This is a genomic window from Parapusillimonas granuli (assembly GCF_013416525.1).
Classification (GTDB): Bacteria; Pseudomonadota; Gammaproteobacteria; order Burkholderiales; family Burkholderiaceae_B; genus Parapusillimonas; species Parapusillimonas granuli.
In genome coordinates this window covers 335,677-349,132 of sequence record NZ_JACCEM010000002.1, presented here as the reverse complement: position 1 = coordinate 349,132, position 13,456 = coordinate 335,677, and the positions used below count along the sequence as shown (strand labels likewise).

14 protein-coding genes are annotated in these 13,456 nt (G+C 67.8%); 6 read left to right on the top strand and 8 right to left on the bottom strand.

The features are described 5' to 3' along the window. Positions 1-44: 44 nt before the first annotated feature. The gene (locus tag H0A72_RS04395; protein WP_180153837.1) at positions 45-293 is read right to left on the bottom strand and encodes a putative signal transducing protein; all 249 of its coding nucleotides are present in this window, start codon (positions 291-293) and stop codon (positions 45-47) included. A 216-nt stretch (positions 294-509) separates the two neighbouring features. On the opposite strand from H0A72_RS04395, the gene H0A72_RS04390 reads away from it, so the two are divergent. Then, a complete protein-coding gene (locus H0A72_RS04390; RefSeq protein ID WP_180153836.1) occupies positions 510-2,576 on the top strand; it encodes a TonB-dependent receptor domain-containing protein in 2,067 nt (688 codons plus the stop codon). Between the two features lie 10 nt (positions 2,577-2,586). On the opposite strand, the gene H0A72_RS04385 is transcribed toward H0A72_RS04390, so the two are convergent. Then, the gene (locus tag H0A72_RS04385; RefSeq protein ID WP_180153835.1) at positions 2,587-3,804 is read right to left on the bottom strand and encodes an MFS transporter; all 1,218 of its coding nucleotides are present in this window, start codon (positions 3,802-3,804) and stop codon (positions 2,587-2,589) included. A 210-nt stretch (positions 3,805-4,014) separates the two neighbouring features. Between H0A72_RS04385 and H0A72_RS04380 the strand changes: the two genes are divergently transcribed. Together H0A72_RS04380 and H0A72_RS04375 are read left to right on the top strand one after the other, a co-directional pair. Beyond that, positions 4,015-4,446, top strand: coding sequence for a DUF2231 domain-containing protein (locus H0A72_RS04380; RefSeq protein WP_180153834.1), 432 nt, complete (start codon positions 4,015-4,017; stop codon positions 4,444-4,446). Continuing rightward, a complete protein-coding gene (locus H0A72_RS04375) occupies positions 4,443-5,732 on the top strand; it encodes a PQQ-dependent sugar dehydrogenase (RefSeq protein WP_180153833.1) in 1,290 nt (429 codons plus the stop codon). Before H0A72_RS04380 ends, H0A72_RS04375 begins: the two co-directional genes overlap by 4 nt. A gap of 16 nt (positions 5,733-5,748) precedes the next feature. Here H0A72_RS04375 and H0A72_RS04370 read toward each other — a convergent pair whose 3' ends face one another. Further along, positions 5,749-6,168: a PaaI family thioesterase gene (locus tag H0A72_RS04370; protein ID WP_180153832.1), complete on the bottom strand. Its 420-nt coding sequence runs from the start codon at positions 6,166-6,168 to the stop codon at positions 5,749-5,751. Between the two features lie 153 nt (positions 6,169-6,321). Between H0A72_RS04370 and H0A72_RS04365 the strand changes: the two genes are divergently transcribed. From H0A72_RS04365 to H0A72_RS04355, 3 genes are read left to right on the top strand one after another with little or no spacing between them, the layout of a single operon-like run. Continuing rightward, positions 6,322-7,455, top strand: coding sequence for a DSD1 family PLP-dependent enzyme (locus H0A72_RS04365; RefSeq protein ID WP_180153831.1), 1,134 nt, complete (start codon positions 6,322-6,324; stop codon positions 7,453-7,455). 18 nt (positions 7,456-7,473) lie between these two features. Continuing rightward, a complete protein-coding gene (locus tag H0A72_RS04360; protein ID WP_180153830.1) occupies positions 7,474-8,790 on the top strand; it encodes an NTP/NDP exchange transporter in 1,317 nt (438 codons plus the stop codon). A gap of 56 nt (positions 8,791-8,846) precedes the next feature. Beyond that, on the top strand, positions 8,847-9,404 hold the full coding sequence (locus H0A72_RS04355; RefSeq protein WP_180153829.1) for a DUF924 family protein: 558 nt from the start codon (positions 8,847-8,849) through the stop codon (positions 9,402-9,404). A gap of 6 nt (positions 9,405-9,410) precedes the next feature. On the opposite strand, the gene H0A72_RS04350 is transcribed toward H0A72_RS04355, so the two are convergent. From H0A72_RS04350 to H0A72_RS04330, 5 genes are read right to left on the bottom strand one after another with little or no spacing between them, the layout of a single operon-like run. Continuing rightward, positions 9,411-10,157: a YggS family pyridoxal phosphate-dependent enzyme gene (locus tag H0A72_RS04350; RefSeq protein ID WP_180153828.1), complete on the bottom strand. Its 747-nt coding sequence runs from the start codon at positions 10,155-10,157 to the stop codon at positions 9,411-9,413. 5 nt (positions 10,158-10,162) lie between these two features. Further along, positions 10,163-11,149, bottom strand: a complete 987-nt coding sequence (locus H0A72_RS04345; RefSeq protein WP_180153827.1) for an LLM class flavin-dependent oxidoreductase — start codon at positions 11,147-11,149, stop codon at positions 10,163-10,165. A gap of 41 nt (positions 11,150-11,190) precedes the next feature. After that, a complete protein-coding gene (locus tag H0A72_RS04340) occupies positions 11,191-11,949 on the bottom strand; it encodes an alpha/beta hydrolase family protein (protein ID WP_180153826.1) in 759 nt (252 codons plus the stop codon). Continuing rightward, positions 11,939-13,093, bottom strand: a complete 1,155-nt coding sequence (locus tag H0A72_RS04335; protein WP_180153825.1) for a DUF3182 family protein — start codon at positions 13,091-13,093, stop codon at positions 11,939-11,941. The genes H0A72_RS04340 and H0A72_RS04335 overlap by 11 nt, the downstream gene beginning before the upstream one ends. Further along, on the bottom strand, positions 13,094-13,402 hold the full coding sequence (locus H0A72_RS04330) for a hypothetical protein (RefSeq protein ID WP_180153824.1): 309 nt from the start codon (positions 13,400-13,402) through the stop codon (positions 13,094-13,096). It abuts the gene before it with no gap. Positions 13,403-13,456: the final 54 nt, after the last annotated feature.

The window sequence follows — 13,456 nt, the reverse complement described above, 5'->3', positions numbered from 1 at the left end:
GCCGCTGTTTTTCAGGCCCCGGGACGGCTGCGGCCGCCGGCCGTTCAGCCGCCGCCGTCGGCGGCATGCTCATCCGCCTGGTTTGCCCCCGATTCGTATTCCCGGATCAGCGCCATGGCCGCCTCGACGTCGTCGTCGGCGACCGAGACATGGGCGAAGCCCAGCGGCGGCAGGTCGCCGACGGCGCCCTGCAGATAATGGCCGGCGACGTAGGCCTCTATGCCGTTGGCCGTCAGCATGCCCGAGACGATGTGCGCTTCCAGGATATCGGCTGCTCTGTAGACGATCTGCATGGCGGTCCTCCGGTGCGGGCTCGGGCGTGGCGGGCGGTTTTGCCGGCGTTTCGCTTCCCATGGAAATCTTAAGTTCTTTCAGGGCGCGCCACAATCGTGGCGCCATCGGCGCAATCCGCCAGATATTGTTATGTTATAACATTGCAATTTCCGGCGGCCTTCGCAAGCGAAGGCCTGGTTCTCCATCCTTCATCTTCATTCTCTGCAGGAGTCCTCATGCGACCGACCCACCGCCCTTTGACACTCGCCCTGATCGTGGCGTCCACCACATCCGCCCATGCGCAGGCCGCCGCCACGGCCGAGCCGGTCGAGAGCCTGCCGCCCATCGTCGTGACGGCCAACCCGCTCAGGCTGGACAGCGACAGCCTGGCGACGCCCGCCGGCGTGCTGCGGGGCGAGCGCCTTACGCTGAATCGGCGAGGCACGCTGGGCGAGCTGCTGGAAGGCGAACCGGGCGTGCGCGCCGATACGTTCGGCGGCGGCGCAAGCCGGCCCGTGATCCGCGGGCAGACGGCGCCGCGCGTCAAGGTCCTGAGCGATGGGTCGGAAGTGGCGGACGCGTCCGGCGTATCGCCCGATCACGTCGTTACCGTCGATACCTTGCTGGCCCGCCGCGTGGAGATCCTGCGCGGGCCCTCGGCGCTGCTGTATGGCGGCGGCGCCATCGGCGGGGTGGTCAACGTGCTGGACGACAAGATCCCCACCGAGGTGCCGGAAAACGGCTTCAGCGGCTCGGCCGAGATGCTGGGATCCACCGCGGCGAAGGAGCGCGCGGCCGCGGTGGGCCTGACGGCGGGCGAGGGCAATATCGCCGTGCACGTGGAGGGCGCCAGGCGCCGCGCCGGGGATTATCGCGTGGCGGACTGGACCGACGGCAGGGTGGCCAACTCGAACGCCGACAGCGCCACGGGCAGCGTCGGCTTGTCGTTCGTGGGCAGCCGCGGCTATATCGGCGCCGCCTATTCGTACCGCGAGGACGACTACGGCTTGCCCGGCCACAGCCACGAATACGAGGACTGCCATCCTCACGGCTCGACGCTGCACTGCGGCGGCCACGGGCACGGCCATGACGACGGCGGTGACGACCACGACCACGGTCATGATCACGGCCACGGCGAGCATGCCGCGACGGCGCATCTGCGCAGCAAGCGGCTGGACGTGCGGGGCGAGCTGCGCGATCCGTTCGCGGGCTTCTCCGATTTGCGGTTCCGCGGCGGATACACGGACTACCGGCACGACGAGCGCGACGATGGCCGGCTGGGGACGACGTTCACCAATCGGGGCTATGACGGTCGCCTGGAACTGCGCCACAAGCCGCTGGGCGGGTGGGACGGCGTGATCGGCATGCAGGCATCGCGCTATGACTTCGCTTCTTTCGGCGGCTCGGAGAGCTTCATTCCCAAGACGCGCACGCAATCGACCGGGGCCTTCCTGCTGGAAACCTATCGCTGGAACGATTGGCGCTTCGAACTGGGCGCGCGCCACGAGCGGCAATCGGTCAGCCCGGAAACCGGCACCCGGCCCGACTACGACGGCGGCGCCACCTCGCTGTCGGCGGGAGCGACCTGGAACTTCGTGCCGGGCTACGCCGCCGCGTTCTCGGTTTCGCGCTCGCAGCGCATGCCCAATGCGCAGGAGCTCTACGCCCGCGGCGTGCACTTCGCCACGCTGACCTACGAGAAGGGCAACGCCGACCTGGGCAAGGAAACCGCCCGTACGGTGGACCTGGGCCTGCGCAAGACCGACGGCGACCTGCGCTTCGCGGTCAATTTCTTTCTCAGCCGCATCGACGGATACATCTACGGCAACACGCTGGACCGGCACGAGGACTTCCGCCTGATCGAGTACACGCAGGGCGACGCGTCCTTTGCCGGCGTGGAGGCCGAAGCTTCGTACCGTGTTTCGCCCAATCTGTCGGTGGCCGTCTTCGGCGATTACGTGCGCGGCAAGCTGCGCGGCGGCGCGGGCGACCTGCCCCGCATACCCGCCGCCCGGGTGGGTGCGCGCACCAGCCTGGACTGGGGCCGCTGGGGCGGTTTCCTGGAGTACACGCAGGTTTTGCGCCAGAGCCGCATTGCCGGCTACGAGCAGGCCACGTCGGGCTACGGCCTATTGGGCGCGGGCGTCTCGTACAAAGGCAAGATGGCCGGCACCGACTATCTGCTTTACCTGAGGGGCAGCAATCTGCTGGACAAGCTCGGCTACAACCATGCCTCGTTCATTTCCCGGGCGGCGCCCATCCAGGGCCGCAGCATCATGGCCGGGATCCGGGTCGAGTTTTGAGCGCCGGCCCTCATGCCCCGGGCTTCTTGTCCCGGGGCAGGACGGCGAGCACCAGCAGCGTGCATGCGCCGGCGGCGGCGAAGGCGTAGTCATAGCGCCCGGTGACGGCGACGAAGGCCGCGAACGCCGTGGGGGCCAGCATGTTCACCAGGTTCACCAAGATGCTGGACCCGGCCGCGGTTTCCGATATCTGGTCGGGCGGCGAACGCCTGGCCACTTCGGCGATCTGCACGCCGTTCCAGCTCGCGGCCGACGAGCCCGCGATGAACGCCAGCAGGACGATGGTCCATAAAGGCCACTGGGGCGTGCTCGCTCCCAGCAGCGCCGTCGTCGCCGCGGAAAACAGCGCCGCCAGCGACAGCGAAGCGGTGGCCGACCGCAAGTAATCGGAAAGCCAGCCCAGGCCGATGCGGCCGATCACGCCGCCCGTCTGCATCACGGCAAACACCACGCCCGCTTGTCCCAGCGAGAATCCCAGGCGGTCTATCAGATAGACCACGGTGAAGGTGAACCAGCAGCTTTGCGAAACGGCGAACAGGCTGCCCACCACCGATATCTTCAGCAGGCCGCGACTGCGCAGCAGCGACCGCAGCGGCGCATCGAGCGCCCGCAGCGATTGCAGGCTGGGCCGGCCAAGCCAGGGGCGGCCGATGGCGGGGGCTTCGTCGATCCGGGCGCTCACCCGCCATGTCAGCATGGTCGGCAGGACGACCAGCCCGGCGCAGACGAACAGGGCGGTCCGCCACCCCGCGTAGGCGACCATGACCGGGATCAGCAGCCCCGCGATGACGCCGCCCAGCGGAACCCCGGCCTGCTTGATGGAAAAGACGAGGTTGCGCTTGCCGGGCGGGGAAAACCGTTGCAGGACTTCGCTGCCGGCGGGGTTCGCGGCGCCGTTGCTCAGCCCCATCACGAAACACGCCGCCAGGGCGACGCCCACGGCGGGATGCAGAAAGAAGGCCATGCTGACGGCGCCGGCGAACAGCGTGAGCTGCAGGGTCCGCATGCCGCCTATCCGTTTGAACAGCGCCGAGCCCGCGATCAGGACGGCCAGCCCGCCCAGCGAATTGGCGGCGGTCAGATAGCCGATGGAGCTGCCGCTCCATCCGAATTCTTCGGAAACGGCCGGGGCGATGATGGGAATGAATCGCGACAGGAAGGAGGCGATGGTCTGGAGAACAAAAATTGCCGCTATAGGTACAAGCCAGTCAGGCGCCGCCCGTTTCATGGATGTCTCGTGAAGCTGTTCGATGAAAGTCTCGTAGTTTGATCCAAGAACGGCAAGGCGGCAAACGGAGGCGCTCCGGGACGGGCGCGCCGCTTGCCGAAAGACGATGTCCGGAGCCGGGCCGCCGGCGCGCGCGTCCATGGCACGTCGCTTGCTGTCCGCTCGCGGCGCCGCGAGCGTCCGGCCCAGTCGTACGAGGAGGAAGTCTTGATGACCGTCATCATTGTTGAAAGCAGGTATTCCGAAGCGATCCATCCCGTCCATGCGGTGTTTCTGGCCGGGACCGTCCCATTGTTTCTGGGCGCCGCTCTGAGCGATTACGCCTACGCGTCGACCTATGAAATCCAGTGGGCCAACTTCGCTTCCTGGCTCGTCGCCGGCGGGTTGGTCTTCGCCGGCATCGCGCTGATCTTCGCGGTCGTGGACCTGCTGCGCGCCCATCGCCGAGCGCGCGGCATCGGCCTGTACGCGGTCCTGCTGCTGGCCGCCTGGGCGGCCGGCCTCTTCAGCGCCCTGGCGCATGCCCGGGATGCATGGGCCGTCATGCCCGGCGGCCTGATCCTCTCGGTGGCCGCGGCCGTGCTCGCCTGCCTGGCGGCATGGTTCGGCTTCAGCACCCCGCGCATGGGAGCGAAGACATGAAACACATCGCCATGCATGCCGCCGTCGCGCTTGCGGCGCTGCTGGGCGCGCGCGGCGCGGAAGCCCAGCCGGCGCAATACGGTCCCAACCCTGAACTGCCGGCGCCGGAGCGCGGCTTGCTGCCCGACATGGTCATCGCCAAGCCCGCCGAATGGGGCGACCGGCTGCCCACGGTGCCCGAAGGCTACACCGTCGCTGCCATCGCCAAGGGCCTGAAGATTCCCCGCCAGACGCTGGTGCTGCCCAACGGCGACATCCTGGTGGCCGAGGGCCGGGGCGGCGGAGCGCCCAGCCTCAAGCCCAAGGACGTGATCGCCGGCTACATCAAGGCCCGGGGCACCAGCCCGGTGAAAGGAGGCAACCGCCTGACCCTGCTGCGCGACGCCGACGGCGACGGCGTTTACGAGTTGGCGACGGTATTCGCGGACAATCTCAATGCGCCATACGGGCTTGCGCTGGTCGAGGGCAAGCTGTACGTCGCCAACCAGGATGCGCTGGTCCGTTTCGACTATGAGGAAGGCCAGACCCGGGCCGGCGGCCCGCCGGAAAAAGTCACGGACCTGCCGTCGGCGATCAACCACCACTGGACCAAGGCGCTGGCCGCCGACGCGGACGGACGCTATCTGTATGTCGGCATCGGCTCCAACAGCAACATCACCGAACGCGGCATGACGGCCGAGGTCGACCGCGCCATGGTATGGCGGGTGGATGCCGCCAGCGGGGCGCACAAGCCTTACGCCACCGGCTTGCGCAACCCGACCGCGCTCGCCGTCCAGCCCGGAACGGGCCGGCTGTGGGCCGTCGTGAACGAGCGCGACGAGATCGGCGCCCACCTGGTGCCGGACTATCTCACGGCCGTCCAGGAAGGCGGCTTCTACGGCTGGCCCTACAGCTACTGGGGGCAGAACGTGGATGAACGCGTCCGGCCGCAGAATCCGGAGAAGGTCGCCTCGGCGATCAAGCCGGATTACAGCCTGGGATCCCATGTGGCGGCGCTGGGCCTGTCGTTCTCCGATCCGGCGCTGGGGCCAGAATACGCCGAAGGCGTCTTCGTGGGCGAGCACGGCAGCTGGAACCGGCCGGATCCGGTGGGCTACAAAGTGGTGTTCGTGCCGTTTCGCGACGGCCGTCCGGCCGGGCCGCCAGTGGATTTCGTCAGCGGCTTTCGCGACGACGACGGCACCACCCGCGGGCGCCCGGTCGGTGTGACGGTGGACCCGCGCGGCGCGCTCATCATCGCCGACGACCTGTCCAACACCGTTTGGCGCGTGGCGCCGAAGAAATAGGGCAAAAGGCCGGGCCTTATCTGGGCCCCACGGAAACGATGGTGGCCTGCATGAGCGCGACGACTTTGGCGGACGCGCCCGTGAAGGCCCGGACTTCCCCGGTGCAGACGGCCAGCAGCTTGCCGGCGTTCACCACCTTGCCGATCGCCAGGAAGCGCTCGCCGATGGCGGGGCGCAGGAAATTGACCTTGAATTCCGCCGTGACCACTTCAAAGCCGGCGGGGGCTTTGGTCAGCGCCGCGTAGCCGCAAGCGCTGTCGACGACGCTGGTGACGGCGCCGGCGTGGACATAGCCGTGCTGCTGGGAGAGCGTCGGCGAGAACGGCAGCGCGATGTGGACTTCGCCGTCCGCGACCAGCGCCAGTTCCGCGCCCAGCGTGCGCATCAGCCCTTGCGCGTGGAAGCTGTCGGATACGAGTTTTTCGAGTTCGTTCATGAAGGGTCTTTTACCACGAGACCTTCCCGCCGCTCGCCGATTCCTGTACTTGTCGTGCTTTTGATACACACGGGCGCGCCGCCATGGAGTATGGTTGATCCTTCGCGATGCGCCCGCACGCCGGGGCGCACGGCTCCACTCGAAAGGCCGCCCATGACCCTTATCCGTCAGCTGAGCACACCCGCCGCCGTGGTCGACGCCCGGCGCATGCAGCGCAACATCGAGCGCATGCAAAGCCGCATGGACGCCTTCGGCCTGCGCTTCCGCCCGCATGCCAAGACCGCGAAATGCCTGCCCGTGGTCCAGGCGCAGATCGCCGCCGGCGCGCGGGGCATCACGGTCTCAACCCTGAAAGAAGCCGAGCAGTTTTTCGAGGGCGGCATCGCCGACATCCTCTACGCCGTGGGCATGACGCCCGACAAGCTCCCCAGGGCGCTTGCGCTTTGCCGGCGCGGATGCGACCTCAAGATCATCACGGACAGCGTCGCGATGGCGCGCGAGATCGGCAGCTTCGGCAAACGGCACGGGGCGGCGTTAGAAGTATGGATAGAAATCGACACCGACGGCCACCGTTCGGGCATCAAGCCCGGCGATGCGGTGCTGCTGGACGCGGCCCGGGCGCTGCATGACGCCGGAATGCGGCTGGGCGGCGTGATGACCCACGCGGGGTCCAGCTACGATTGCGACAGCCGCGAGGCCCTGCTCGCCATTTCGGAACAGGAGCGCGCCGGCGCCGTCCTCGCCGCCCAGCGCCTGCGCGACCATGGCATGGCCTGCCCGGGCGTGAGCGTCGGCTCCACGCCCACGGCCTTGTCGGCCGCGCGGCTGGAAGGCGTCACCGAAGTGCGCGCCGGCGTCTATGTCTTCTTCGATCTCGTGATGCACAATGTCGGCGTGTGCACGACCGACGAGATCGCCATGAGCGTCCTGACCACCGTGATAGGCCACCAGGAAGAAAAAGGCTGGGCCATCGTCGATGCGGGCTGGATGGCAATGAGCCGGGACCGCGGCACGCAGAAGCAGAAGCATGATTTCGGCTATGGCCAGGTGTGCGCCGAAGACGGCGCGGTGCTCGACGGCTATCTCATGAGCGGCGCCAACCAGGAACACGGCATCGTGTCCCGGGCCGGCGAGCCGGACCTCGGCATCGCCGAACGCTTTCCCATCGGCACCCGCCTGCGCATCCTGCCCAACCACGCCTGCGCCACCGCCGCCCAGTTTCCCGAATACCAGGTCCTGCCGCCCGAGGGCGGCGTCCAGGCCTGGCCGCGTTTCTATGGCTGGTGAACGGCCGGAGGCGGAGCCATGTCCAGAGACTTGTCGCAGCGTTTCCTGCGCCGCATAGCCAGGCTGTTCAATGTGGAGCCGCACGAAGCGCCGGCGGTGGTCGCCGGGCTGTCGATGTTCTTCCTGCTGTTCACCGCCTACTTCATGCTGCGCCCGGTGCGCGAGACCATGGGCGTGGCGGGCGGCGTGAAGAACCTGCAATGGCTGTTCACCGGCACCTTCATCGCCACGCTGATCGTCTTGCCGGTCTTCGGATGGCTGGCCTCCAGGCTGCCGCGGCGCACGCTGCTGCCCTGGCTGTACGCCGGCTGCGCGCTGGTGCTGGCGGGGTTCGCCGCCAGCTTCCGGCTGGACCCCGACAATCTCTGGGTGGCGCGCGGCTTCTATATCTGGCTGTCCGTCTTCAACCTGGTGGCGATATCGCTGGCCTGGAGCGTGCTGGCCGACGTCCTGCGCGTCCCGCAAGCCAAGCGCACCTTCGCGCTGATCGCCGGGGGCGCGAGCATAGGCGGGCTGGCGGGGCCGATCGCCGGCGCGGTGCTGGTGGGGTTCGTGGGCCACGGCGGCCTGCTGCTGATCTCGGCCATGCTGCTGCTGGCCAGCGCGGCGGCGGCTTCCGGCCTGCATCGCTGGCGCGACGCCCATCCCGTCCAGGCGGACGGCGAGGATGCGTCCCGCAGCGAGCCCCTGGGCGGCAACCCCTTCGAGGGCGCGACCGAGACTCTGCGCTCTCCCTATCTGCTCGGCATCACGGTGTTCGTCCTGCTGCTGGCCGGCATCAATACCTTTCTGTATTTCGAGCAAGCGCGGCTGGTCGCGGAATACTTCCCGGACCGGGCCGCCCAGACGCGGGTGTTCGGCATGATCGACGCGGTGGTGCAGGCCCTGTCGCTGATCATCCAGGCCTTCTTCACGGGCCGGGTGGCCAAGCGGCTGGGCGTCGGCGTGCTGCTCGTCTCGGTGCCCGCCGCCATGGTCCTGGGTTTCCTGGCCCTGGCGATGACGCCGGTGTTCGCCGTCTTCGTCGTGGTCATGGTCATGCGCAGGGTGGGGGAGTACGCGCTGGTGAGGCCGGGGCGCGAAATGCTCTACACCGTGGTCCCGCCGGCGCAAAAGTACAAGGCGAAGAATTTCATCGACACGGTCGTGTACCGGGGCGGCGACGCGGTCAGCGGCTGGCTGAAGCGCGGCATAGACGTCATCAGCGAAACGCCCACCGTGGCCATGCTCTTCGCCGCGGTGCTGGCGGCGCTTTGGGGCGCTTGCGGCTATTTCCTGGGGCGGCGCGAACGGGCGCTGGAAGGCGCTTCGGCGTCGGGCCATGGCGGCTTGTAGCCTCGATGCCAAGCGCGGTAAGGTAGCGGAATCCTGTTTTCGACGAGGGGAAATCCATGCAAGATCAATTGGGCGCGGCGCCCGAAGCGCTGTCGGTCGTGGCGTTCTGGCGCGAGGCGGGGCCGGGAAAATGGTTCACCAAGTCGGATGCCTTCGACCAGGCTTTTCGCGACCGTTTTCTTGGCCTGCACATGGCGGCGGCCCGCCGGGAGCTGGACGGCTGGGCGGATGGCGCCGAGGGCGGGCTGGCTTTGCTGATCCTGCTGGACCAGTTTCCGCGCAATGCGTTCCGGGGCACGGGCCATATGTACGCCGCCGACGGGCTTGCGTTGCATTTCGCCCGGCGCATGGTGGACGCCGGGCTCGACCAGGAAATCCCGCCGGATCTGCGCGGCTTCTGTTATTTGCCGTTCATGCATTCGGAGCGGCTGGATGCGCAGGAGCGGTCGGTGGCGCTCTATCGGGTTCTGGGCGGGCCGTCTTTGCCGTTCGCCGAGGATCACCTGGACATCATCCGGCGATTCGGGCGCTTTCCGCATCGCAACCCCATGCTCGGGCGCGAGACGACGGCCGCGGAGCGGGCGTTCATCGATGCCGGGGGCTTCGCCGGCTAGGGCCGGTCAACGCACGGCCTGGTCCTCGGGCCAATAGTAAGAATCGCCATAGACCCGGCCCCCGAAAATGGCCGTGCCGATGCGGACTTCCGTCGACCCTTCTTCGATCGCGATCTCGAAATCGCCGCTCATGCCCATCGACAAACGCTCCAGCTCCACATTGCCGATCCCTTCTTCGCGCACCCGATCGCGCAGTTCCCGCAGCGTCCGGAAACACGCCCGCACCGCGTCCTGATCGGGAGCATTGATCGCCAGCGTCATCAGCCCCCGCACACGCAGGGTCGGCGTCTCCCGCGCGACGCGCCGCAGGAATTCCGGCAGTTCCTCAGGCGGCAGACCGTATTTGCTGGGCTCCGTGGACGTCTTGATCTGCACCAGCGCGTCCATCGCGCGGCCCTCCTTCTGAAGGCGGCGGTCCAGCGCCATGGCCAGGTCCATGCGGTCCAGGGACTGGATCTCGGACGCGATGCGGGCAACGTCCTTCGCCTTGTTCGTTTGCAAATGGCCGATCATCACCCATTCGATCCCGCAGTCGATCAGCGGCTCATACTTGCTGCGCATCTCCTGGGCCTTGTTCTCGCCGAAGCGCCGCGCGCCCGCGGCGACGGCTTCCCGGATGGCGGCCTCGCCGAAAGTCTTGCTGACGGGCAGCAGCTGCACGGCGTCGGGGTCGCGGCCCGCGCGGACCGCGACCGCCCGGATCCGCTCGCGCATGCGGGCGAGGCGGGAGGAAATGGTGTCTGCTTCTGTCATGTCATTCAAAGCGCATCGCGCACTTGGGCGGTGATTTCATAGGAACGCAGCCTTGCCGCGTGATCGAATATGTTGGATGTGATCATCAGCTCGTCGGCGCCCGTCGCGGCCAGGAATTCCTTGAGCCGCCCGGCGACCGTTTCCGCCGAGCCGATCGCCGAGCACGACAGAACGTGCTCGATCAGTTCCCGCGCCTGCGGGCCCAGCTGTTCGAGATAGCCGCGCACCGGCGGCGGCAGGCGGCTGGGGCGGCCGCTGCGCAGGTTCACGAAGTACTGCTGCCACGAGGTGGCGAGGAACTGCGCCTCGTCGTCCGTGTCGGCGGCAAAGACGTTGAAGCCCAGCATCACGTAGGGCCGGTCCAGGCGGGCCGAAGGCTTGAAGCCGGCGCGGTACAGCTGGATGGCGTGCATCATTTGCTGGGGAGCGAAATGGGACGCGAACGCGTAGGGCAGCCCCAGGGCGGCCGCCAGCTGCGCGCCGAAGAGGCTGGACCCGAGTATCCAGATGGGCACGTTCAGGCCCTTGCCCGGAACCGCCATGACCGTCTGGCGGGGTTCGTCGGACATGAAGTCCATGAGCTCGACGACGTCGCGGGGGAATTCTTCGGGATCGGACGCGAGATTGCGCCGCAAGGCGCGCGCGGTGGCCTGGTCCGAACCGGGCGCGCGGCCCAGCCCCAGATCGATGCGGCCCGGATACAGGGACTCCAGCGTGCCGAATTGCTCCGCGATCATCAGGGGAGAGTGGTTGGGCAGCATGATGCCGCCCGCGCCGACGCGGATGCTGGAGGTGCCGGCCGCAACGTGCGCGATCAGGATGGAGGTGGCCGCGCTGGCGATTCCCGGCATGCCGTGGTGCTCGGCCATCCAGAAGCGCCGGTAGCCCCAGCGCTCGCCGTGCCGGGCGAGGTCGAGCGTGTTCTGGAACGAACGGGCGGCCGTGCCGCCTTCGGCGATGGGAGAAAGATCGAGTATCGAAAAAGGGATCATGTCGCGGGCTTGGGGCGCGAGTCGGGAAAGCCTATAGATTACTACGAGATTCCCGGCCTGCCTCCGACCCGCGCGCCCACCACCATCTCGGTGATCCAGCCCACGAGTATCGAGGTATACGCCTGCTGGCAGATCTTGGTGCTCAAGGCGTGGTCGGCGCCGTCGACCACGCGATGCGTCAGGGAGTGAGAATTCCGGAAAGCGGCGCGGTAGCTCATGATCGTGGCATGCGGCACCAAGTGGTCATGCTCGGATTCGACCAGCAGGACGTCGCCGCGGAACGCGGTGCATGCGGCCAGGGCGCGGTTTTCCTCCGGGCTGACCGGCGCCTTGCGGTAGACCGCGAGATCCTGGCGGTTCAGCTGCCTTTTCGGAGTCTCCCAGTCCGTGTCGCGATAGAGCGAAGGGACTCTCAGCGACAGCCACTTCACCGGCCGCAGCGTGGTCAGGATGGTGGAGAGGTAGGCGCCGTAGCTCGTGCCCACCACCGCGATCGAGCGCGGGTCGATGGAGGGGTGCCGAGCCAGCAGGTCGTAGGCGGAAATGATGTCGCGCAGGTTTTCCTCGCGCGTGACCGTCTGCTGCCGCGCCGAGCCCTTCTCGTGACCGCGCAGATCGAAGGTCAGGCATACGCAGCCCAGGCCGGCGATGCCGCGCGCCCGGTCCAGGTCGCGTTCCTGGCTGCCGCCCCATCCGTGCACGAACAGGACGCCCGGAACCTTGGTTTCCGGCGCGAGGAAGGTGCCGGCAAGGCGTTCTTCCTCCACCAGGATTTCGATGCTCGTGCTGCTAGTTCCCATAAGCTTGCACTCTTACATATTTGCTGATGAGACCGATGTCCGGATCGACGCCCTGGAACAGCTTCTGGGCGCCTTCGGGCGCTTCGTGCGTCCCGAAGATTTCCAGGGTTTGCGCGCGCAGCGCCTTGCAGTCGCGGTCCGCCGCGAAGGCTTGCAGCGCCATGATTTCCGCCGCGCTCGCGCCGCCGATGCGCCACGATTGCTCCAGGACCCCGCAGCGGATTTCACCCTTGCGGCTGGAGCCGCCGGCGATGTCGTAGTTGCGGCGCGAAGCCGTGAATCCCGCAAAACATCGCGTCGCCGCTTCGTCGTAGCGCCTGGCCTTGGCGATGGCCAGGCGCTCCTCCTCGCTGAGCGCCAGCAGGAGCAGCGCCTCGAACTCGCCGCGCGCCACGGTGAGCGTGGAGCCGCCATACACCAGCTCGCCGTGGTTGTCGCGCGTCAGGCTTTGCGTGCCGACATAGCTCGCCACCAGGCCGCCGACCGCGACCCGGCCCACGCTGTACGTCTTGACATCCTCCAGATGTTCTTCCAGGACCAGGCCGTGGGTTTCCAGCAGGCCGCCTTGCTGCCGTTCCAGCGCGGCCAGGAGCTCGCCGCGCGACTCGACCAGTATCTGGCCGCGGCCCGCGGTGGCCAGCACCGGCTTGATGCGCACCGGACCGGCCGACAGCAGCGCTTCGCCCGCCTCCAGGGCGTCGTCCAGCGTGAACGCCGAATACCCGGACAGGACGCTGTCGCGGACTTCGTCGCCGAACCGGCGCGACCAGCCCGCCGGCGTCCTGCTGTCCTCGCGCAGCACGGCATGCGTGATGGCTTTGGTGGCGACGAAGGGATGCGGGACGATGCCGCCGAACAGATCGTGTTCGGACGCCAGCTTCAATTGGCGCGCGTTTGCCAGGCCGACGATGGTGTCGCTGGGCACGAAATAGGCGCGGCCGGCGTAGGCGCGGCCGGCGTAGGCGCGGCCGGCGGGCGGCGCGGCGGCGTCGTACCGGCCGCCGTAGCGGGCGCCGAGCAGGGCGGCGATGCGCCGCGCCAGTTCCTCGTGCACGGCTCGCTCGTGTTCGGGCTCGCTGCCGCGCGCGGACAGGACGTACACCTCGGCCCGGCGTGCGTCCTTGCTGGATTCGTGGGACGCCATTCAGGATTGCGTATCGTCCGGTTTCTCGGTGCTCACCGATACGGGATCGCTGGCCGGGAAGCTTTCCTTGATGGCTTCATCCAGCGTGCTCTCTTCGGGAACGGCTTCCTGCTCCTTGGCGGAGTCTGGTCCCTGGTTTTTTGCGTGCGAGCCGTTGGGAGGCTCGGGTTTGGCGGTGGACACGGAAACCGGATCGCTGGCGGGGAACGTATCTTCGAGCGCGGAGTCCAGTTTTTCGTCCCGGGGGTTGTCCTTGGATGTCGGAAAAGGCGTGCTGTTCTTTTCCGGGGCGGTGTCTGCTTGCGTCATGGTGGGCTCCTGTGGAGGCGGAGGGGCCCGCGCGCGGGCCCCGTCCGGAAGTGA